The organism is Candidatus Binatia bacterium (genome assembly GCA_036493895.1).
In the GTDB taxonomy this organism is placed as follows: domain Bacteria; phylum Desulfobacterota; class Binatia; order UBA1149; family CAITLU01; genus DATNBU01.
This window is the reverse complement of record DASXOZ010000081.1, coordinates 51,900-71,636: the sequence shown is the minus strand read 5'-3', so window position 1 is coordinate 71,636 and position 19,737 is coordinate 51,900. Positions and strand designations below refer to the sequence as shown.

The window sequence follows — 19,737 nt, the reverse complement described above, 5'->3', positions numbered from 1 at the left end:
CGAAGACTCAAGCTGCGGGAAACCAGCCCCGTCAGGCGGCGCGAAAAGGTCCGGATGCGCGCGGCTGGTCGCGCACTCGCGTGATGCCGAGCAGGAAGGCGCCGCTGACGACGAGCATGGCACCGACCATGGAGCGGTGGTCGGGAATTTCGCCGAAAAAGACAGCACCCCACGTCGTCGCGAACACCACCTGGAGGTACGTCAGCGCGGTCGCGCGGGTCGCAGAAAGGTGCTGCAGCCCCTGCGTCAGGAAGACCTGTCCTGCCTGCGTCGCGATGCCGACACCCACCAGCGCGAGCGCCTCGGCCGGCGTCGGCATCAGCGCCGAATGCAGGAGCGCGGGGAGCGTCGCCGGGAACGTCACGAGCGGGAAATAGAAGACGATCACCAGCGGATGCTCGAGCGCGGTCAGGTGCTTGACGCCGACGTAAGCAAACGCGGTGAGCAGCGCGCCGCAGACGGCAATGGTGACGTCGACGAGGTTCAGCGCAGCGGCATCGGAGCCGAACAGGAACGACGGCCTGGCCACGAGCAGGATACCAGCGAGGCTGGCCGCGCCGGCAATGACGACGCGTGCGTTCGGCCTTTCGCCGAGGATCGCAGTAGCGAGAATCGCCGTGAAAAGCGGGTACAGGTACTGGAGCACCGTCGCGTCGGCCAGCGGCATCGTCGCAACGGCGTGGAAGACGCACGAAAGCGCCAGGTAGCCGAGGAAACCGCGAAGCAGCAACAGGCGGCGGTGCGTGCCCCATGGCGACAGGCCGGCGCGGCGCACGAGGATCCAGCTGAGAAGCAGGCTCACGGCGCCCCTGGCAGCGACCACTTCCTGGCTCGGCAGCCTGTGGCCTGCGATCTTGACGAACGACGTCATCACGCTGAACGCCAGTGCGCTCGCGACGACGTACCAGACGCCCGGCCCTACCTCCCACTTCGAGCGCGAGGTGCGGACCCGGCAGGCGCTGCGGACGCGGTCTTGCGTCCCGTGTATCTGTCCCCGATTCGCCGGGGGCGCGGCAACTGCATCGACGCCGATGCCTTCGACCACCACCTCGGCCTCATCGGCGGCGGTGTCGCCTGCGGTCTCCGGGTGCTCGAGCATCGTCGTCCCTGCTGCGTCAGCGGCCGCCGAACAGCCGCACGAGCAGCCACAGCAGCACGTTGACGATGACGAGCGTCGTCAGCGGAAAGTAGAAGCGGAAGTGCTCGCGCTCGATGGCGATGTCGCCTGGCAGCCGCCCGAGCCCGAGACGGCCGAGCAGAGGCCACGCAAGGCCGACCACCACGAGAACGAGCCCGGCGATGATCAGGATGCGCGGCGCCGGGCTCAAGAAACCTCCCCTCGTGCCACCAGCACGACCTTGCCGGCCACCTCCACCGTGGTCGAATCGCCCGATCTCTCCGCCCCGATGTACAGGCACGAAGGACGTCCGATTTGGTAGCCCTGCTGGAGACGCGCGCGCACGCGGTCGCTGCCGAACCAGCGCTCGGCGCTGAGATACGCAGCAAGGCACGCGGCGGCCGAGCCGGTGGCCGGATCTTCGCGCACGCCCAAAGCCTCGAAGAACATCCGCACGGCGAAATCACCGCCCGGCTCGTACGTCTCGGGGCAGAATGCGAGCACGCCGAGCGTCGTGCCCGGCTCGCCGGCCGGAAGTGTTTTCGGCGCAGCGGCGCGCAGCGACGCGAGGTTCCTGAGCGGCACCAGCGCAAACTGGATGCCGATGTCGGCGCGGCGGCACGGGTGGCGCGGATCGATATCGGACGGATCGATGCCAAGGTGGCTCGCAAGCGTCGGCCCGTCCATCGTCTCGCAGAGCTTCGGCGCCCGCGGCCGCATGCGGACCAGCTCGCCCGACTCCGTCTCGTCGAATTCGACCGGCACGACGCCGATTCCGAGCCGCAGCGCCACCGACGCCGGCAGCGACGCGTGGAAGAAGTGCCGCAGTACCCACGCGGTGCCGAGAGTCGGATGCCCGGCAAACGGAAGCTCCGCCGACGGCGTGAAGATGCGCACGTCGAACGCACCGTCCACCGCAGTCGGCGACGCGAACGTCGTCTCGGAGAAATTCATTTCGCGCGCGAACGCCTGCATGCGCGAGGCCGGCCAGTCGTCGGCGCGGGCTCCGACGACCACCGCGAGCTGGTTGCCCGCGTACGGCTTCTCGGCGAACACGTCGACGACGAGCAGCGAAGGTCTGGAAGATGCGGCTGCGCTCATGCCCGCATAGTGGCGAACCTTCGCGACGCGTAAAGCGCGGGGCGCCCCGTTCCGGGAGCCGGAACGGCGCGAGCATTGCCGGGCGGCAGGCCCGGCCGCTCAGGGGGAGTCGGGGTCGGCGCCGTCGATGAGGCCGTCCGCTCGGGGCGAGTGCGCTCGTCAGGTGCCGAAAAAGCTGTCCCACGGCACGAGCATCGACATGCCGACGATGAGCTCGACGACGATCGCGCCCAGGTTGGCTCCCGAGCGGCTGTTGTCGCGCACGTAGGAGAACGCGCGCGCCGCTCCCGCACCGATCCATCCGATCGCCACGCAGCGGAAGATGTCGTGCGTCTGCGCGATCGTCGCGAAGATGCCGAGAGCGAGGAAAAGTCCGCCGTACGTCGCGCGGATCTCCGAGACTCCCTTCTCGTCGACGGGAGAAATGCCGACCAGCTTTGCGGCCCCGAGCGGCCAGAACAGGCCGTAGACTCCGAGACCGGCGGTGACGAGGGAGCCGAGAGTGTTGACGCTGACCGGAAGATTCATCGCTTGCCTCTTCTGCTGAACGCGCCGGCCGTGCGGCGGCGCGACCCGTCCCGTGCCGCGACGGCCCGGGGAAAGCCCGTGTATCGGGGACGCGAGCGCGAGGCCAAGCCCGCAACCCGGCAGCAAGTCGCTGGCCATCGAACGAAGACGCAACTGTGCAGTCGCCAGGCTCCGCAAGTTGCCGAAACTCCCCCGATTCTTCGTCCGGAGCGGTGCCGGCCCCCGCCGGACCTGCTTGTAGCGGGCGCAAAACCGCGCGATAGCATGGATCAGCGGCCCCACGGGACCGCTGTTTCGACAGCAGCGGGCCCCAGGGACGCGGTTAAACGAGCAGCAGCCCGCAGGGCGCGGTTAGAGCAGCAGCGGCCCGCAGGGCCGCGGTTATAGAGGCAACCGGCCGCGCGAGGCCCCGACCGGATCCGGCCCGGCACCCCGCGCAGTCCTCGAGGAAAATCCATGGCGCGATACTCCTACGACCGTCTGACCGCCCTCGACAACTCGTTCCTGATCCTCGAGAAGCCCAACGCCTACATGCACGTGGCCTCGACGATGATCTTCGAGGCCGGCCCGCTGGCCACGGCCGAAGGCGGCATCGACGCCGACGCGATCAAGCAGGTGTTCGCGTCTTCGCTGCACCTGATCCCGCGCTACCGCCAGAAGCTCGCGTACGTGCCGTTTACCAGCCAGCCGGTGTGGGTCGACGACGATCGCTTCAACCTCGACTTCCACATCCGCCACTCCGCGCTTCCGCGTCCCGGCTCCGACGTCCAGCTGAAGCGCCTGTCGGGCCGCATCATGCAGCAGCACCTCGACCGCCAGAGGCCGCTGTGGGAGCTGTGGATCATCGAGGGGCTCTCCGGCAATCGCTTCGCGCTCATCTCGAAAGTGCACCACTGCATGATCGACGGCATCTCGGGCGTCGACATGCTGAAGATCCTGCTCAGTCCCTACGAAACGCACGACGTCCAGGAGACGCCGCAGTTCATTCCGCGCCCCTCGCCGTCGGGGCTCGAGTTGATCCGCGACGAAGTGGGACACTGGGCACGCCTGCCGCTCGAGGCCGCGCGCGGAGTAGGAAGCCTCATCGCGGCGGCCGAGGACACCCAGCGCGACCTGCTCACGCGCGGTCGCGCCGTTGCCGAGACTCTCGGCGCGTCGTTCCGCACCGCGTCGGCCACTCCGCTCAACGGCGAGATCGGACCTCATCGCCGCTTCGACTGGCTGACGATGAACATCTCCGACATCAAGACGATCCGCCGAGGTCTCGGCGGCTCGCTCAACGACATCGTGCTGACGATCGTCACCGGCGCGGTGCGCCGCTTCCTGCAGCGGCGCCTGGTCGATCCGCGCCGCATCGATTTCCGCGTGATGACGCCGGTCAGCGTGCGCACCGAGGACGAGCGCGGCTCCTTCGGCAATCGCGTTTCGGCCTGGACTGTCGATCTGCCGGTCGGAGAGGAAGATCCGCGCCGCCAGCTCGACGCGATCCGGCGCACGACCGCCGACCTCAAGTCCTCCAAGCGCGCAGTCGGAGCCGAAGTGCTGACGCAGGTGGCCGAATGGACGCCGTCGACGCTGCTCTCGCTGGCAGGCCGCAACATCACGCGGCTGCTGCCGTTCAACATGGTCGTGACCAACGTGCCGGGCCCCCAGTTCCCGATGTACATGCTCGGCGCCAAGCTGCTCGAGACGTTCCCTCACGTGCCGCTCGTCGACAACCTCGGGCTCGGCATCGCGCTGCTCAGCTACGACGGCAAGCTCTGCTGGGGTTTCAACGCGGACTACGACCTCGTGCCCGACCTTTCCGCTTACGTGAAGGCGACCCGCGAGTCGTTCGAAGAGCTGCGCGAGATCGCCGCACGCTCCGCTGCCGCCGCGGGCAACCGCGCCGAGGATCCCGCACGTGGAGCAACGGCGAAGCCGGCCAAACCGGGCAGCCGCGCCGCGCAGGCGACTCCGTCGGTGGAGGTTCGCCCGAGCAATGGTGTCACCCACCACTCGTAAGGATGCGATGCATCGGGCGGGGGCCGTGCCATGGCGCCGGTCGATGATTATAGGTTGGGAGTAACCGCAGGGCGGTCGGAACCAGATGGCTTCGTTTTTCTCTTCGAATGATGCGGTAACCGGTGCGGCGCCGGTGCTGCGCCTGGCGTCCGGCTCGCGCAGCGCGAGCCAGGTCGAAGGCTACATTCACCCGGATTTCTGGTCGGTCGCGCGCCTGTTCAAGTCGCTGATCCCGTCGCCGGGACCCGGCGGAGCCGCGCTCTGCATCTTCCATCGCGGCCGCAAGGTCGTCGACCTCTGGGGAGGAACCATCGACGACCGGGGCACGCCGTGGACGGCGCAGACGGCGTCGATCTCGTACTCGACGACCAAGGGCGTCGCCTCGACGGTGCTTCACATCCTTGCCGACAAGGGCCTCGTCGACTACGACGAGCCGGTCGCGAAGCACTGGCCCGAGTTCGCGCACGGCGGCAAGCACAAGATCACGATCCGCCAGGTGATGTGCCACGAGGCGGGCCTCTACGACATCCGCGGGATGATCGATCACGCGCGCCGGATGCTCGACTGGGAATACATGGTGCACGCCCTGGAGGCGGCCCACCCCATTCACGAGCCCGGCAAGTACCACGGGTACCACGGCCTGACGTACGGCTACCTCGTCGGCGAGATCGTGCGCCGCGTGACGGGAAAACCGTTCGCGCAGGTGCTCGACGAGGAGATCACCCAGCCGCTCGGTCTCGAGGGATTCCACGTCGGCTGTCCGGAAGCCGCGCTGGTGCACAAGGCCCCGCTGATCCTCGGCGGCATGCAGGGGCAGAAAGGCGGCGCCGACCGCACGCGAAGCTACCTTGGAGTCGTCAATCGCTGGCTGCGCATGCTCGGGATCCCCGTGGACCTTCGCGAAGCCGAGCGCGCGCTGATCCCCCACGGCATCGACGAGCTCGATTTCAACTCGCCGGAGTTCGCCGCAGCGTGCATTCCGTCGGCCAACGGCTTGTTCACCGCCCGCGCGCTCGCGACGATGTATGCGACGCTTGCGGCAGGCGGGGAGAGCAACGGCGTGCGCCTGATGTCCGAGAAGACGCTGCACAAGGCATCGGCCGTCCAGAACCGCACGATCGACCGCGTCGTTCCGTTCCCGATGCAGTGGAGGCTCGGTTATCACCGCCCGTTCACGATGGGACTCGGCGTCGGCGTCGGGCGCGGCATCGGCCATTTCGGATTCGGAGGCTCGGGGGCCTGGGCCGACCTCGATCGCAACCTGGCAGTCGCGCTTACGCTCAACAGCGGGGTCGGAACTCCGTTCGGCGATCTGCGCATCGTGCGTGTCAGCACCGCAGCGGTGCGCTGCGCGGACCGGCGCTGAAGTCCCGCGTCGTGACCGCCTTTCGTCCAGTTTCCTCCAGCGTGTATTTCGTGCGCGCGGCTTCCTGCGCGGCCATGCTCTGCGTGGCCGCCGGCTGCGCTTCGATGCACAAGGTCGAGAGCGTCGAGGAAGGGCCGGCTGCTGCCCGTCATGCAGCCGAAGCGCAGGCACAGGCGCAGGCCAAGCCCGGTGCGGCGCCGCAAGGCAGCGTGGCGCCGGTGCCGTCGCTGGCTCCGGGCGAAGGACACGTGCAGTTGCAGGCAGGTCCGGCGCCGCCGGCCACTGCTCCTGCGCCCGACAAGTTCGACAACAACAATCCTGCCCATCTGCTGGCACGCTGCCGCGATCGCGCGGCCAGGAAAGAATGGTTCGACGCGGTCGGCGACTGCCGCCGCTCCTACGAGCTCGATCCCTCGTCGATCGAGCCCCAGGTCGAGCTGATGCGCCTTCTCGTGACGCTGCGCGATTTCGGCGACGCCGAGGAATCGGCGAACAAGGTACTGGCGGCGCGGCCGAACGATCCCGTCGCGCTCTACTATCTCGCGTGGTCGTACCGGGGCCGCCAGGAGTATCCGAGGGCGATCGCAACGCTGCAGCGCGCGATCGCACTCGACCCCAAGCGCGCCGAATTCGTGCAGGCCCTCGGCATCACGTACTGCCAGGCCGAGAACTACGGCAAAGGCATCGAGACTCTCGAGCGTGCGCTCGCGATGGAGCCCGCGAACGCGATGACGACCGACGCGCTCAACTCTGCGCGCGGCCTGCTCAAGGAAAACCTCGCTCCGTACCTCAAGCTCGTGCAGGAGAGGCCGGATTCCTACGACAACCAGGCAGCGCTCGGGTTCATTTTCCAGAGACACGGCCTGCCGCAGAAAGCGCTTGCGGCCTACGACATCGCGCTTTCGAAAATGCCCGGCCCGCTGCCGAAGCAGGACGCCGAGACGAAAAAGCTCGCCGCGCAGATCTACTACAACCGCGGCATCGTCTATCGCGAGCTGGGAAAACCGGCCGACGCAGAGCCTGCGCTGTGGCAGGCGATGCAGCTCGACCCGTCGCTGGCCGCGTTCGCGTGGTACTACATCGGCCTTTGCCGCTACGACCTCGGCACCATCGACTCGAGCATCGATGCGCTGCGCAAGTCGGTAGACCTGGCGCCCGACGTCGCCGACAACCGCCTGGCCCTGGCCGATTCCCTCGAAAAGGCCGGCAAGACCGCCGACGCGACGACGCAGCGCACGACGGCCCAGGCCATCCAGGCGCGCGACGATGCCCAGAAAGAAGCCAGGAAGAAAGCCGACGCGGACGCAGCGAAGCCGACCGAGTCGAAGGCTCCGTCGGCCGGCGCCGCTGCCCAGCAAGGCACGTTGACACCGGCGGGCGTTCCGTCTGCTGCTTCGCCATCGCAGCCAGCGCCTTCTGCCGGCTCCGAAGTGCCCGCCGGCGACGTGCCGGCGCAGAACTGACCAGGCGCCGATGCCGCCCACACCACCGACGACGGGAAAGGACCGCGGCGCTCATCCGCTCGAGGCCCTGGTGCGCAAATGGCACACGAGCGATCCGCGCCGGGTGATCGGGCACGGTCATCCGATCGGCGATTTCCTCGAAGCCTACGACTGGGACCTGCTCGAAGAGCGCGAAGGTTTCCTGCGCGTGGCCTGCCACCTGCCGGCCCAGGTGCGCAATCCCCGCGGCGATCTCTTCGGCGGCTTCACGCCGGTGTATGCCGACTTCATCGCGGTGTTCACCGGTCGTGCCGCGCATCGCGGCGAGCCACCGACGACCTGGCTCAACACCGCGAGCCTTTCGCTCGATTATTTCCGCCCGATCAAGGACCACTTCGTCTGCGAAGGCGAAGTGATCCATCGCACCGGGCGCACACGCCACATCCAGATCCGCTTCCTTGCCGGCGTCGGCGCAGAGCTGCTCGCGCTGGCCAAGGCGACGATCGTCGAGGCACCAAGGGCCGAACCGGAGACATGAAATGACGACGAGCGACCAGGAGCTGCGTGCCCACCGCGAGCGCACCGTGCGCGAGCACATGGAGTCCGAGAACGTCCACGAGTTCGAGCGTACGCTCGCCACGTTCCGGCATCCGCGCTACGAGCTGATCGCGACCGGGCAGGTGCACGACGGGGCCGCGGAGGTCTCGGAGTATTTCCGTACCAGCCGCGCGGCCTTTCCCGACCAGCGCAACGAGCTGATCGCGCTGCATCACTGCGACGACGCCGTGGTTGCGGAGTTCTGGCTGCTCGGCACCCACAACGGGCCGCTGGCGGGACTCGATCCGACCGGTCGCGAGTTCCGGTGCCGGATGGCCGCGTTCTTCGTGTTCGAGGACCGCGACCTGGTCTGCGAGCGCGTCTATTTCGACACGGCGACCATCCTGCGCCAGCTCACATCCTGACGGCGACGAGCCAGAATTCCTTGCGCAGGCCGAGCACGTCCACGAGCGCGCGAAACGGCGCGCGCAGCGGCGCCTGCGCTGCCTCGAGCAGCCGGCGCAGCGGGCCCGCTCTTCGGTGCCGCAGCAACGGGTGCACGCTGCAGACGACGAAACCCTCGCTTTCGAGCAGGCGCGCGAGCGTTGCCGGCGTGTAATAGACGAAGTGCGCACGGCCGGCCTCGCCGCGAAAGAACCGCGAGGTCTGCGGGCTTCGTGCTGCCTTGAAATAACCGAGGTTCGGCACGGCCAGGAACACCGCTCCGTCCTTGATGAGCACGCGCCTCAGCTCGCCGAGCGCGGCGCGCGGGGCCGGAGTGTGCTCGAAGACGTGCTTGAGCACTGCGACCGCGATGCTCCCGTCCTCGCACGGCAGCTGTTCCAACGTTCCGGCGCGGGCCTCGAGCCCGCGCCGCCGGCATTCTTCGACGGCAACGGCCGAGACATCGACACCGCAGGCCTCGAGCCCGAGGCTGCGTGCCGCCTCCATCGTGTAACCGAGCGAGCACCCCACATCGAGAAGACGGCCTTGCGGTGCGAACTCCAGCGCATCGAGGATCTGGCGCCGCGCCTTGCGAACGCGGCGGCGCCGGCGCCGCGCATAACGGCCGAAATAGCGCGAATCGTAGTGGCCCGCGTGCGCCGCGTCGCCGTCGCCGTGCGCGTCGACGGCGTCGATTGCTTCGCGGTGCTTGAAGACGAGCCCGCACTGGCAGCGAACCCACTCGGCTTCGGACGAGTCCTCGCCGTCGAGGGGACGCCCGCTCGTGCCTTCACCGCCGCGCGACCGCGAGGCCGCGCCACAATGCAACGACCACTTCGTCGCGCCGCACAAAGGACAGGCGTCGATGACGATGCGGCTGGCGTGAGGAGCGGCGTTCATGCAGGGTCCGCCTTAGCATGGCCGTACCGCCCGCTGCCAGTCCCGACGGCGAAACGCCCGGCAGCACGCGAGCAGGTGACGGCTGGTATCCGCACTACGCCCTGGGCGTTCTCGTCGTCGTCTACGTTCTCAACTTCCTGGATCGCCAGATCCTGTCGATCCTGAACGAGCGCATCCGCGCGGACCTCGGTCTTTCCGACTCGCAGATGGGTTTCCTGTTCGGCACGGCCTTCGCGGTGTTCTACGCGCTGTTCGGGATTCCGCTCGGGCGCCTTGCGGACGTGTGGACGCGGCGCTCGCTGATCGCCGTCGGACTGGCCTTCTGGAGCGCAATGACGGCGTGCTCCGGGTTCGCGCGCGGCTTCGGCACGCTCGCCGCCGCGCGGATCGGAGTCGGCGTCGGCGAGGCCAGCGCGTCCCCCGCGGCGTTTTCGCTGCTTTCGGACTGGTATCCGCCTGCACGGCGCGCGACGGTCTTCGCGATCTACTCGAGCGGCATCTACATCGGGGCGGGCCTCGGGCTGATGCTCGGGGGCCAGATCGTCGACCGCTGGGATGCGGCTTTTGTCGGCGCCGCCACGCCGTGGGGGCTTCGCGGATGGCAGGTCGCGTTTCTCGTCGTCGGGCTTCCCGGCCTGCTCGTCGCGGCGTGGACGCGATCGCTTCGCGAGCCGCTGCGCGAAGGCACCGCCAAAGCGGCACCGGTCTCGCCAGGCGCCGAGTTTTTCCGCGAGCTGCGGGCCGTGCTGCCTCCGCTGACGCTGTGGACGGCGGCAACCGAAGGCGGCCGCGGCGCGCTCGCACGCAACGTTGCCGCTGCGATCCCGATCGCGATCCCGGCGTGGCTGCTGGCGGCAGCAACCTCGGATGCAGCGCAATGGAGCGCCGTTGGCGTCGGCGTCTACGCAGCAACGTCGTGGGTGCAGGCGCTGTCGCGTCGCGATCCCGCTACGGCGCGCGAAATCCTTCATGTACGGACATTGCGTCGCGCGGCCGCCGGCTTCGGATTCCTTGCTTTCACCGGCTACTCGGTCGGCTACTGGGCTGCGCCGTGGTTCATGCGCGTGCGCGGCATTCCTGCCTCCGAGGTCGGATTCACGGTGGGCGGAATCGCTGCCGTGGCCGGATGGCTCGGCGTCAATGCAGGCGGCGCGCTCGCCGACGTGCTGCGCCAGCGTGACGTGCGCGGACGCCTGTGGACCGGCATGCTCGTCGCTTGCGCGACGCCGCCGCTGGTTGCCGCGGTACTCGCCTCTTCGTCGAACGCCGTCGCGTTTGTCATCGTCGCTCCGCTGATGTTCGTCTCGTCGGCCTGGATCGGAGCCGGCATCGCATGCGTGCACGACCTCGTGCCGCCGGCGCTGCGCGGCAGCGCGGGCGCGGTGTACCTGCTCGTGATCACGTTTATCGGGCTCGCGCTCGGACCGTACGTCGTCGGCAGGCTGTCGCAGGTGCTCGGCTCGCTCGGAAGTGCGCTGATGGCCGGTAGCCTGATCGGCGACGGCTTCGGCCTCGTCTTTCTTGCTGCCGCCTGCCTCAGTATCGGCGAGGACCAGCGCCGGGCCGATGCACGGTCGGCGCCGCTTCCCCCGCGCTGATCCTTTTGCATGGCGGACGCTTTCGGCGTCCGTGGTGCGCCAGCGGAGGCAGAAGTACTTTCCGAACGCGTCGGTGTTGTGATGCGAGTTAAACCATCCAAATCACTCCCGAGAGAGTGTCTAGCGACTGGCCGTAGGATCTGCCCGCGGAAGCGTCAGGCATTCGTTGCGCCCACTCGGTGAGGTCCGAATAGAGATGCAGCCCGTGGGCGATATAGCGTGTTGATCGGGACGCTGGGCTAGCCAGCTACGCAGCAATGACAGAGATGCGCGCCGGCTTCCGATTCGACCTTTTCTTCTTGATCACAATCTCCACATCCCGATCAAGAGACGTCAGGAAAAGCATCAACCGCTCGACCGAGAACCCGTCGAGCTTGTAGCGGGTCAATGCCGAGACTTTCGGCTGGTTGACACCCAGCACCTTTGCTGCGTCCGCCTGCACTAGATGCCGCTGCTCGAGGATCGCATTGATTGCGTGCGCGAGCCGCAGCTTTGTCTGTCGCTCTTCGGCATCCGCATAGCCGAGATCGGCAAACACATTGGTCGTACCACGCGTGATGGTCTCATCTCCGGCCTTCTTAGTTCTTGCGCTTGCCATATCGTGCCTCGTAGTCCTGCTGCGCGATTTTCAACCGGCGCTCGACCTGTTCGGCATCCCCGCGGGCAGTTCGAGTCCCGCTCGGCGACTTCTTCTGGAAGGCGTGCAGGACGTACTCCGGAAAGGCCAGAAAGTCGTTCTTCGAGGAACCGACCCAATCAAGCGGACGTTCACCTTTCGCCGGGGGCCGGGCCACGAGCCCTTATCCCATTTCTGGGATACGCACACAATAGTGCCCAAGGTTCCGGGGCGGAGCGGCGTTGCGCTCAGGCAGGAGGCCCACCAATCGGCCCAGCAAGAGGGGCCGGCCCGAGGGGGCGCTGAATCGAGGGGCATTCCCGGGACTTACCGCGTCAGTTTTCGAATTCCCCGGGAAAACAGCTGCAGCCCAGCCATATTGTCCTATCGGGCGGCGCGAATTTCCCCTGCCGCGGGATCCTAGCCGTACGGGATCATGACCGATTCTCTCGGCACCCCCGGTTTTTGGTGACAGAAATCTCTCTCCGCTGGCCGTCCCGAGTTCCTGAGCAACGCCTATCACGTACCCGCGACAGACCAGCGGACTGTCGCAGACCAGACCATCACGCTACCGTCTATGACGGTAGTCGATTTTCTCGCCGGTCATGCAACCGTCTGTGAGCTCGGCGGAACAGTCAGCATGCCGGCAGGCTCGTACACTGGCGCCTGGCGTATCAACACAGGCCAAGACGAGGCGCTGTATGAGTTTGTAGCGTACGTGGGCGGCCGCTGATCGAGATTTGGCGCCCGGCAGTCCGGGGTCCGGAGTGAGAGAAGGAATGGCTCGCAGACCTCTGATAAGCCGAGACGCGCTCGTCGCGAGCTCTCGATTGTCGTCGCGCTCCAAGGCGCGTGGGTCTGTTTTGCCGATGACCCCGATAAACCGTCCAGTAAGCGAGCGACCCCAGTCAACGACACCGTAGCCGAAGTGCAGCGAATCTTGACTGAGCCCGAGATCATCGCGCTCGGCAAGAAATATGCTGCGGACGTTGGAGCGGTGAATGTGTCGTCGCCAACCCTCAAAAGTCACGTGACGGACCGCGGAGACTCGTGGGATGTGGTCATCTGGGAATCGCGCCCCAAGGGTGCTTCTTATGGAATGCGCGGAGTCACGGTCCGACTCGAGAAGCCATCCGGTAAGTTTCGGGAGTTTATAGCGCAGCAGTAGTCTGCTCGTGCAGTCGTGACGTTGCGACGCTCTGACCTCTACGAGGTAAGCCGCGCACAACGGGAATTTACAGCATCGAGCCGGTCCAGACCCAAGTGATGGTCCTACGACCGACCGGTTACGGAATTCTGGCGACGAACTGCCGCGAGGTGTTCGCCGTGGTCGACGAAGCCGGAAACTCGCTCATTAGGCAAAGTCCATCCGAATCGATCAGTTGAACGATGACGGACGGAACCTGATTGAAATACGCTGCGTCTGAAGTGGGCAACGGGATCGGATCTTGCGGGAGCACGTTCAACGAGGCGGCGCTGATCGAAACAAAGGGACTGCCGTCAGTATACGCCACGAGGCCCATGCGCTCTCTGCCGTGAAAGGGTTGCCAGTTCTGAATCCAATGACCTGGCGGTTTCGTCGACCACTGCTGCCTCGGAAACGAGTACCAGTTGATGAGCGACGGAACTGTCGCCGATGTCTTGCGACGGCGGCCACGTTGGCGCCTTCCGCGCTCACGCGGACTCGAGTACTGCGCGGGTGTAACCTGGCCCTGCCTTTGCGTAAAAAAAGCCTGCCTCACGTTCCCGCGGGCAGGCTTTTCACAGTGTGAGCACATCGGCTCGAATGACTCCGGACCGAACCCGGAGCGTTCTACAGAAGATGACCTTTTCGAAAGGCGCCGCGGCAAGGTCACGCTGGGCGGCGCCGGTTCTGACCCGGTGGCGTGTCCATGTCTTACTCCTCGATCACCAGGAACAACCTCCTTTCGGAACTTGATCCGCGAAACGCATGGCGCTGTAGCGCCGGGTCGAGAAGTGCGCTTCTGCTTTCCCCGTGTCAATCCCTGCGACGCTGAGTTTCCCCCGAACTGGCGGTGCGGTGTTTAACAGTTCGCCGTTAAACAATCTCGCGAGTCTCTCCGAAAGAGCGCACTCAGAGAGCGAGAGTGGCACTGGAAAGTGCCGCCGTGGCCCGTCGGACCAGTCCGGCGTTTAACAGCCCCTTCAAGTTCAGTCGGCCGAACGTTGGCCGACGACACCGTCCGCGAAACGACCAGCGAAACCCGGAGCACCGCATCAAGGTCCTCAGGATCAGAACGCCAGGTGCGCGGCACGAGAGAGCGATTGCGGCACACCGCTGATGGTACACCCACCGAATGGAGTCCCCATTTTTCGGTCGCAATGCGTTTCGACACGTAACCCGACCAGTCCGAAGGCTTTCTCTGGCCGTCACGAGTCCGGACTCTCTTTTTTCACCAGATGCTCGTTCGCCCAGCCGGCCAGCTGCCGAGGACTCGCTAGCGGCGGCGTCATCTGGACGACGCCGCGCGCGACCGCTATCAGGGCCGCAATGGGAACTTCCAGCAGTGCCCGCTTTCACGGGCGCGTCGCGTTCGTCACCGGGGCGGCCAGCGGAATCGGCCGCGCAACGGTGCTGCGCCTGGCGCGGGAAGGGGCAGCCGTCGCGTGCGTCGACCGAAACGGCGCGGGCGCAGCAGCGGTGAGCGAAGAAGCCAGGGAGACCGGCGCTCACGCCGCCGCAATCGAGTGCAACGTCGCCGACAGCCGCAGCGTCGCCGATGCCGTTTCGGCCACCGAAAGCGCGCTCGGCCCGGTCGACATCCTCGCCAACGTCGCCGGCATCGGGGACACGGCAGGCATCGAAGGCATCGAGGGGCTCGACGACGATCGCTGGAACCTCATCCTTGCCGTCAACCTGAGCGGTCCTTTCCACACGTGCCGCGCCATTCTTCCCGGCATGGCCGCGCGCGGCCGCGGCGCCGTCGTCAACGTCTCGTCGCTGGCCGGCCGCAGCAAGAGCGCCAACGGCGGACTTGCGTACACGTCGAGCAAAGCCGGGCTGCTCGGGCTGACGCGCCACCTTGCGTTCGACTACGGCCCGCGCGGAGTGCGCGTCAACGCGATCTGCCCGGGCGGAGTCGACACGCCGATGATCCGCGCCGGCGGCGTGCGCCAGTCGCGCTCGGATGAAGAAGCGCAGGCGCGTGCCAGGCGGATTGCCGCCTACGAGTACTTCATGCCGATCCGCCGCCTGTCTTCGCCGCAGGAGCAGGCAGCCGCGATCGCATTCCTGGCATCCGACGATGCCTCGTACATCAACGGAGTTTCGCTGGACACCAACGGCGGCCTCTTCATGGCCTGAACGCGGGTTTCAGCCACAAAGTTGCCACAACTCTGCCGCAACGTGCAAGGAGCATTCATGCCGAGAATCGAACCGCTGAACATGGAATCCGCCCCCGAAGACCTGCAGGCGATCTTCCGCGCGCTGCCGGTCAAGCTGAACATCTTCCGCATGATGGCCCATGCGCAGACGAGCATGAGGCCGCTGATGTCGCTCGGCAGCTCGATCCTTTCGGCGCAGCAGCTCGACTCCGAGCTTCGCGAATACGCGATCCTGATGGCCGCGGCGTCCTACGGCGGCCGTTACGAGTGGATCCAGCACGTGCCGATCGCAGAGGCCTGCGGCGCCACCCGCGAGCAGATCGACGCGGTCGAGAAGGGAAATCTCACCGCCTCTTGCTTCGACGAAAAAGAAAAAGCCTTCCTCGCGTTCGTCGACGACAGTGCGAAGAACGTCCGCTGCAGCGACGCCGTTTTTGCCGCGATGAAGCGTCACTTCAGCGACCGCGAGATCGTCGAGACGATCCTGACGATCGGCTACTACCAGATGCTCGCACGGCTGACCGAGTGCACCGACACCGAGCTGGACGAGCCGGTCGGCACCCGCGTCGTCGACTCGCTCAAGGGGCGGCCCCAGCAGTGAGCACGGCGCAGCGAATGGCAGAGGATCCGGCGCGAGCCGACGCGGCCTTCCTCACTCTCGTCACCGATGCGGAGGTGCGCCGCGATCCTTACGCGACGCTTCACGACGTGCGAAGCGCCGCGCCGGTCTTCCGCTGCAGCCTCGGTATCTGGGTGCTGACGCGCTACGACGACTGCCATGCGGCACTGCGCGATTCGCGCGGCGGAAAGGACTGGCCGGGCGCGATGCAACGGCTCGGCTTCGACGACTGGAGGGACCATCTCTCGCTCGCCTACGGCGACAGCTCGCTGCTGTTCGCCAATCCGCCCCAGCACACGCGGCTGCGACGCCTGGTGGCCCGGGCCTTCACCCCGCGCACCGTCGAAAAGCTGATGCCGCGCATCGCCGCGACCGTCGACCGCCTTCTCGATCCGCTCGCCGAAGCCGGCGGCGGAGAGCTTCTCGATGCGCTCGCTTTCCCGCTTCCGGTCACGGTGATCGGCGACCTTCTCGGAGTACCCGAGGCCGATCGCGCGCCGTTTCGCGACGCCGTGCGCGCCAACACGCGCACGCTCGAGATGAATGTGACGCGCGAGGACGTCGAGGTCGCCGACGTCGCCGCGCGCTGGATGGTCGACTACTTCGAGGAGCTGCTGCGCGAAAAGAAAAAGCAGCCCTGCGACGACATGATGAGCCGCATGCTGCAGGCGGAGGAAGGAGGCGACCGCCTCTGCGACGACGAGATCGTGCAGATGAGCCTGTTGCTGTTCGGTGCAGGCTTCGAGACGACGACCAACCTGATCGGCAACGGCATGCACCACCTGCTGGCCAATCCCGACGAGCTCGCCCTTCTTCGCGAGGATCCGTCGCGAATCCCGAACGCGGTCGAAGAGCTGGCGCGTTTCGACGGCTCCATCCTGCTGAGCGGCCGTTCGGCGCTCGAGGACATGGAAATTGCCGGCCACCCGATTGCTGCCGGCGACGGCGTGCTGACCATCCTCGGAGCTGCCAATCGCGACCCCGCACGCTTTGCCGAGCCGGACCGACTCGACGTCCGCAGGCAGGGCATCGAGCCGCTTTCGTTCGGCAGCGGAATTCATTTCTGCCTCGGCGCCAGCCTCGCCCGCGGCGAAGCCGTCGCGACGCTTTCGCGCCTTCTCGAACGTTTCTCCCGCATCGAGGCCGCCGGCCCGGCGCGTTTTCGCGACCAGTTCGTGTTTCGCGGGCTCGAGTCCCTCGAGATCTCCTGCTGCTGAGCGCTTCAGCGCCCGCGGCGCTGCTGAGCGCACCGGCGCCTGCGGCGCCTCGATATCGGCCGCCCGCCGCATGGCCGTTGCCCGAAGGAGGGGCCGCGGCGTTTGCGGCAGCAGCGGCCGGCAGTAAAGAGGAACACAATGACCCAGGCCACAAAAATGCCGCGTCCGTTTACCGCCAGTGAGGAGAGGATCGCCAAGCCGCTGATCCACGTGATGTCGGCCGTCAACGCCTGGATTTACCGCCTGAGCGGCGGGCGCATCGGCGGGCGCTGGATGTACAACGCGCCGATCCTGCTGCTGGTGACTACCGGCCGGAAGTCGGGACAGAAGCGAACGGCGCCACTTCTCTACCTCGAGGACGGACCCCGCGTCGTGGTCGTCGGCTCCCAGGGCGGAATGGCCGGGGACCCTCAGTGGGTGAAGAACGTCGAAGCGGACGCCAACGTCGAGATCGAGATCGGGGCCACACGGCGTCCGATGACGGCGCGACGGGGGACAAACGAAGAAAAAGAGCGCTACTGGCCGTTGCTGTGCAGGATGTATCCGGACTATTCCGATTACCAGGCGCGTACGACGCGGGACATCCCTGTGCTGATCCTCGACCCGCGCTGAGCCAGCCGCCGCATGAACCAACTCCGTCCCCAATGATCGAACGAAAGCGGTCGCGCCGTCCGAGGACGCGTACCGACCCGGAGGTCCCAATGCTCCACCGTCGCTCGAAAACCGAATCCCGCATGATTGCCGCGCTCCTCGTCGCGGCTCTCGTCGTCGTCCCGTCTGCCCGTGCGGTCGCACAGACCTGCGATCCCAACACCGAAGCGCGACTGAAGTTCCTCGAGTCCCGCCTCGACGAAGGAAAGCGCGCGATGGACTGGTGGTGGGGAAGCTGGATGAGCGTCTTCTCGATCGGCGTCGGCTACGAGACCTATAAAGCGATCACGCAGCACGACGACGGCCGCCAGGCTGCAGCCGGCTTCCAGGCGGGAAAGAGCGCCGTCGGAATCGCTCAGCTGCTTTTGCGGCCACATGCCGCGATCTACGGCTCCGCACCGATGCGCTCGATCTCGAAGGCCACGCCGCAGGGGTGCGCCGAGCGCCTCGCGCTGGCCGAGAAAACCCTTCGCGAACAGGCGCAGATCAGCCACATGCGGTATTCGTGGAAGCAGCACCTGACGAGCCTCACGCTCAATCTCGGCGTCGGCCTCGGAGTGGCGTACGGTTTCGGCGAAAGGAAAATCGGATGGAGGGACTTCGGCATCAGCGAAGTTTCGGCCGAGGCGCACATCTGGACGCACCCGACGCGGGCGATCTCGGACTGGGACGACTACCAGAGCCAGTTCGACGGACGGCCGGCCGCGATGGATCCGCCCGAGTTTCACCTGGCGGCAGTCCCCGGCGGCATTGGCTTCGAGTACGTTTTCTAGCGGGACGCAGGGGACCGGCACGGATGTCGCGAAGCGGGCTCGCGCCAGCGCGCGAGTTGCCATGAACTTCCGTACCGGTCCTCGTCGCCGCCTCCCGCGAAAAATCCCTTTCTGTCGCACACCGCGACCGCGCGCCGGTTGCGGGTTGTGCCTGTCCCCAATTTCCGCTTTGGGATAGGCACGATGGTGCAGACGGCGTCCGACATGCTCGAGCTCGGGACGGCGGCGCCGGATTTCCGCCTCGTCGATGCCGTCGGCGGCCGCACGTTCTCGCTGGCCGATTTGCCGCAGCGGCTTCCGCTGCTCGTGATGTTCCTCTGCAACCACTGTCCGTTCGTCGTGCACGTGCGCGACCAGTTCGCCGAGCTGCAGCGCGACTACGAAGGGCGCATCTCGATCGTTGCGATCAACTCGAACAGCATCGCCAGCCATCCGCAGGACGGGCCGGAGCACATGCGCGACCTGGCCACCCGTCTCGGCTGGAAATTCCCGTTCCTGTTCGATTCCACGCAGGAGGTAGCCAAGGCGTACCACGCGGCGTGCACTCCCGATTTCTTCCTGTTCGAGAGCTCCGGCGGTCAGTGGCGCAGCCTCGTCTACCGCGGGCGCCTCGACGCCAGCCGCCCTGGCAGTGGCGTCCCGGTCACCGGCAACGAGCTTCGCGCCGCAATCGACGCGGTGCTCGACGGGCGCCACGTCGATTCGGACCAGCACCCGAGCATTGGCTGCAACATCAAGTGGGCGCCCGGCAACGAGCCCGACTACTTCGGCTGAGGCGGCACGATGCCGCTGCCACTGAACGTCGGACGCGACGAATTCCTCGGCGTCTTCACCGCGTACAACCAGGCGCTGTGGCCGGCGCCCGAAATCCTGAGCCTCATCGCGTTCGGCACCGTCTGCCTCGCGCTGTTCCCCGGACCTCGCCGCGACCGCGTTGCCGCCGCGCTGATGTCGCTGCTGTGGGCATGGTCGGGGCTGATCTACAGCAGCGGGTTCCTGAGCCGCATCACTCCGCTCGGCTATCTCTTCGGAGGGATCTTCGCGCTCCAGGCCGCATTCCTGCTGCATTTCGGCGTGCTGCGCCATGACGTGCGCTTCTGGGCCCACAACGGTCCGCGCCACCTTGCCGGCATCATGCTGATCTTCTATGCGCTCGTCGCCTATCCTTCGCTGGCGGCGCTGCTCGGTCACGCGCATCCGACGTCGCCGAGCTTCGGCGTGCCGACGCCCGTCACGATCTTCACGTTCGGAATGTTGTTGCTCACGCGTGCGCCTTACGCGCGCGTGCTTTTCGTCGTGCCGCTGTTCTGGACCATCATCGGCACCTGGCTCGCGTTCGAGCTGAGGATTCGCGAAGACATCGGGCTGATCGTCGCGGCCGCGCTGGTGCTGACGATGACTCCGACCGAGGACGACCCGGACTCGATCCAGACGGTCCAATGAGTCCCACAGCTCGCTGCGGCACCTTTTCGCGGCAGC

General features: G+C 66.7%; 20 protein-coding genes. 13 read left to right on the top strand and 7 right to left on the bottom strand.

Features of this window, described 5'->3' with window-relative positions; translation table 11 throughout:
• Positions 1-31: 31 nt before the first annotated feature.
• The 4 genes from VGK20_19365 to VGK20_19350 form a co-directional block, all read right to left on the bottom strand.
• Complete coding sequence (locus VGK20_19365) at positions 32-1,099, bottom strand: DMT family transporter (protein ID HEY2776209.1); 1,068 nt, start codon at positions 1,097-1,099, stop codon at positions 32-34.
• Between the two features lie 16 nt (positions 1,100-1,115).
• Complete coding sequence (locus tag VGK20_19360) at positions 1,116-1,328, bottom strand: DUF2905 domain-containing protein (protein HEY2776208.1); 213 nt, start codon at positions 1,326-1,328, stop codon at positions 1,116-1,118.
• The gene (locus VGK20_19355) at positions 1,325-2,218 is read right to left on the bottom strand and encodes a PhzF family phenazine biosynthesis protein (GenBank protein HEY2776207.1); all 894 of its coding nucleotides are present in this window, start codon (positions 2,216-2,218) and stop codon (positions 1,325-1,327) included. Before VGK20_19355 ends, VGK20_19360 begins: the two co-directional genes overlap by 4 nt.
• A gap of 159 nt (positions 2,219-2,377) precedes the next feature.
• Positions 2,378-2,746, bottom strand: a complete 369-nt coding sequence (locus VGK20_19350) for a DUF4345 family protein (protein HEY2776206.1) — start codon at positions 2,744-2,746, stop codon at positions 2,378-2,380.
• Between the two features lie 456 nt (positions 2,747-3,202).
• Here VGK20_19350 and VGK20_19345 point away from each other — a divergent pair, with 456 nt between their 5' ends.
• From VGK20_19345 to VGK20_19325, 5 genes are all read left to right on the top strand, one after another.
• Positions 3,203-4,750 (top strand): wax ester/triacylglycerol synthase family O-acyltransferase, encoded by a 1,548-nt coding sequence (locus tag VGK20_19345; GenBank protein ID HEY2776205.1) that lies wholly within the window; start codon positions 3,203-3,205, stop codon positions 4,748-4,750.
• Between the two features lie 85 nt (positions 4,751-4,835).
• The gene (locus tag VGK20_19340) at positions 4,836-6,116 is read left to right on the top strand and encodes a serine hydrolase domain-containing protein (protein HEY2776204.1); all 1,281 of its coding nucleotides are present in this window, start codon (positions 4,836-4,838) and stop codon (positions 6,114-6,116) included.
• Positions 6,117-6,127: 11 nt separating this feature from the next.
• Positions 6,128-7,579, top strand: coding sequence for a tetratricopeptide repeat protein (locus tag VGK20_19335; protein HEY2776203.1), 1,452 nt, complete (start codon positions 6,128-6,130; stop codon positions 7,577-7,579).
• Positions 7,580-7,589: 10 nt separating this feature from the next.
• Positions 7,590-8,096 (top strand): PaaI family thioesterase, encoded by a 507-nt coding sequence (locus tag VGK20_19330; GenBank protein ID HEY2776202.1) that lies wholly within the window; start codon positions 7,590-7,592, stop codon positions 8,094-8,096.
• A gap of 1 nt (position 8,097) precedes the next feature.
• Positions 8,098-8,520: an ester cyclase gene (locus VGK20_19325; GenBank protein HEY2776201.1), complete on the top strand. Its 423-nt coding sequence runs from the start codon at positions 8,098-8,100 to the stop codon at positions 8,518-8,520.
• Here VGK20_19325 and VGK20_19320 read toward each other — a convergent pair.
• Complete coding sequence (locus tag VGK20_19320) at positions 8,510-9,439, bottom strand: class I SAM-dependent methyltransferase (GenBank protein ID HEY2776200.1); 930 nt, start codon at positions 9,437-9,439, stop codon at positions 8,510-8,512. The two genes, VGK20_19325 and VGK20_19320, sit on opposite strands and share 11 nt — an antisense overlap.
• A 17-nt stretch (positions 9,440-9,456) precedes the next feature.
• On the opposite strand from VGK20_19320, the gene VGK20_19315 reads away from it, so the two are divergent.
• On the top strand, positions 9,457-11,037 hold the full coding sequence (locus tag VGK20_19315; GenBank protein HEY2776199.1) for an MFS transporter: 1,581 nt from the start codon (positions 9,457-9,459) through the stop codon (positions 11,035-11,037).
• Between the two features lie 247 nt (positions 11,038-11,284).
• Here the strand turns inward: VGK20_19315 and VGK20_19310 are convergent, their stop codons facing one another.
• Both VGK20_19310 and VGK20_19305 read right to left on the bottom strand, forming a co-directional pair.
• Positions 11,285-11,635 carry a helix-turn-helix transcriptional regulator gene (locus VGK20_19310; GenBank protein ID HEY2776198.1) on the bottom strand — a complete coding sequence of 117 codons (351 nt, stop codon included), beginning with the start codon at positions 11,633-11,635 and terminating at the stop codon, positions 11,285-11,287.
• Complete coding sequence (locus VGK20_19305; GenBank protein HEY2776197.1) at positions 11,616-11,831, bottom strand: hypothetical protein; 216 nt, start codon at positions 11,829-11,831, stop codon at positions 11,616-11,618. Before VGK20_19305 ends, VGK20_19310 begins: the two co-directional genes overlap by 20 nt.
• 2,334 nt (positions 11,832-14,165) lie before the next feature.
• Between VGK20_19305 and VGK20_19300 the strand changes: the two genes are divergently transcribed.
• The 7 genes from VGK20_19300 (at position 14,166) to VGK20_19270 (ending at position 19,701) form a co-directional block, all read left to right on the top strand.
• The gene (locus VGK20_19300) at positions 14,166-14,978 is read left to right on the top strand and encodes an SDR family NAD(P)-dependent oxidoreductase (protein HEY2776196.1); all 813 of its coding nucleotides are present in this window, start codon (positions 14,166-14,168) and stop codon (positions 14,976-14,978) included.
• Positions 14,979-15,035: 57 nt separating this feature from the next.
• On the top strand, positions 15,036-15,599 hold the full coding sequence (locus VGK20_19295; GenBank protein HEY2776195.1) for a carboxymuconolactone decarboxylase family protein: 564 nt from the start codon (positions 15,036-15,038) through the stop codon (positions 15,597-15,599).
• Positions 15,600-15,613: 14 nt separating this feature from the next.
• The gene (locus VGK20_19290) at positions 15,614-16,834 is read left to right on the top strand and encodes a cytochrome P450 (protein HEY2776194.1); all 1,221 of its coding nucleotides are present in this window, start codon (positions 15,614-15,616) and stop codon (positions 16,832-16,834) included.
• A gap of 138 nt (positions 16,835-16,972) precedes the next feature.
• On the top strand, positions 16,973-17,446 hold the full coding sequence (locus VGK20_19285; protein HEY2776193.1) for a nitroreductase family deazaflavin-dependent oxidoreductase: 474 nt from the start codon (positions 16,973-16,975) through the stop codon (positions 17,444-17,446).
• Between the two features lie 89 nt (positions 17,447-17,535).
• Positions 17,536-18,258: a hypothetical protein gene (locus VGK20_19280; protein HEY2776192.1), complete on the top strand. Its 723-nt coding sequence runs from the start codon at positions 17,536-17,538 to the stop codon at positions 18,256-18,258.
• A gap of 183 nt (positions 18,259-18,441) precedes the next feature.
• Positions 18,442-19,032, top strand: a complete 591-nt coding sequence (locus VGK20_19275; GenBank protein ID HEY2776191.1) for a thioredoxin family protein — start codon at positions 18,442-18,444, stop codon at positions 19,030-19,032.
• A 9-nt stretch (positions 19,033-19,041) separates the two neighbouring features.
• Positions 19,042-19,701, top strand: a complete 660-nt coding sequence (locus VGK20_19270) for a DUF6064 family protein (protein ID HEY2776190.1) — start codon at positions 19,042-19,044, stop codon at positions 19,699-19,701.
• Positions 19,702-19,737: the final 36 nt, after the last annotated feature.

Coding starts and splice junctions, on each gene's coding strand:
- VGK20_19365 (HEY2776209.1), bottom strand. CDS start 1,099: ATGCTCGAGCACCCGGAGACCGCAGGCGACACCGCCGCCGATGAGGCC.
- VGK20_19355 (HEY2776207.1), bottom strand. CDS start 2,218: ATGAGCGCAGCCGCATCTTCCAGACCTTCGCTGCTCGTCGTCGACGTG.
- VGK20_19350 (HEY2776206.1), bottom strand. CDS start 2,746: ATGAATCTTCCGGTCAGCGTCAACACTCTCGGCTCCCTCGTCACCGCC.
- VGK20_19345 (HEY2776205.1), top strand. CDS start 3,203: ATGGCGCGATACTCCTACGACCGTCTGACCGCCCTCGACAACTCGTTC.
- VGK20_19340 (HEY2776204.1), top strand. CDS start 4,836: ATGGCTTCGTTTTTCTCTTCGAATGATGCGGTAACCGGTGCGGCGCCG.
- VGK20_19330 (HEY2776202.1), top strand. CDS start 7,590: ATGCCGCCCACACCACCGACGACGGGAAAGGACCGCGGCGCTCATCCG.
- VGK20_19325 (HEY2776201.1), top strand. CDS start 8,098: ATGACGACGAGCGACCAGGAGCTGCGTGCCCACCGCGAGCGCACCGTG.
- VGK20_19320 (HEY2776200.1), bottom strand. CDS start 9,439: ATGAACGCCGCTCCTCACGCCAGCCGCATCGTCATCGACGCCTGTCCT.
- VGK20_19315 (HEY2776199.1), top strand. CDS start 9,457: ATGGCCGTACCGCCCGCTGCCAGTCCCGACGGCGAAACGCCCGGCAGC.
- VGK20_19310 (HEY2776198.1), bottom strand. CDS start 11,635: ATGGCAAGCGCAAGAACTAAGAAGGCCGGAGATGAGACCATCACGCGT.
- VGK20_19300 (HEY2776196.1), top strand. CDS start 14,166: ATGGGAACTTCCAGCAGTGCCCGCTTTCACGGGCGCGTCGCGTTCGTC.
- VGK20_19295 (HEY2776195.1), top strand. CDS start 15,036: ATGCCGAGAATCGAACCGCTGAACATGGAATCCGCCCCCGAAGACCTG.
- VGK20_19290 (HEY2776194.1), top strand. CDS start 15,614: ATGGCAGAGGATCCGGCGCGAGCCGACGCGGCCTTCCTCACTCTCGTC.
- VGK20_19285 (HEY2776193.1), top strand. CDS start 16,973: ATGACCCAGGCCACAAAAATGCCGCGTCCGTTTACCGCCAGTGAGGAG.
- VGK20_19280 (HEY2776192.1), top strand. CDS start 17,536: ATGCTCCACCGTCGCTCGAAAACCGAATCCCGCATGATTGCCGCGCTC.
- VGK20_19275 (HEY2776191.1), top strand. CDS start 18,442: ATGGTGCAGACGGCGTCCGACATGCTCGAGCTCGGGACGGCGGCGCCG.
- VGK20_19270 (HEY2776190.1), top strand. CDS start 19,042: ATGCCGCTGCCACTGAACGTCGGACGCGACGAATTCCTCGGCGTCTTC.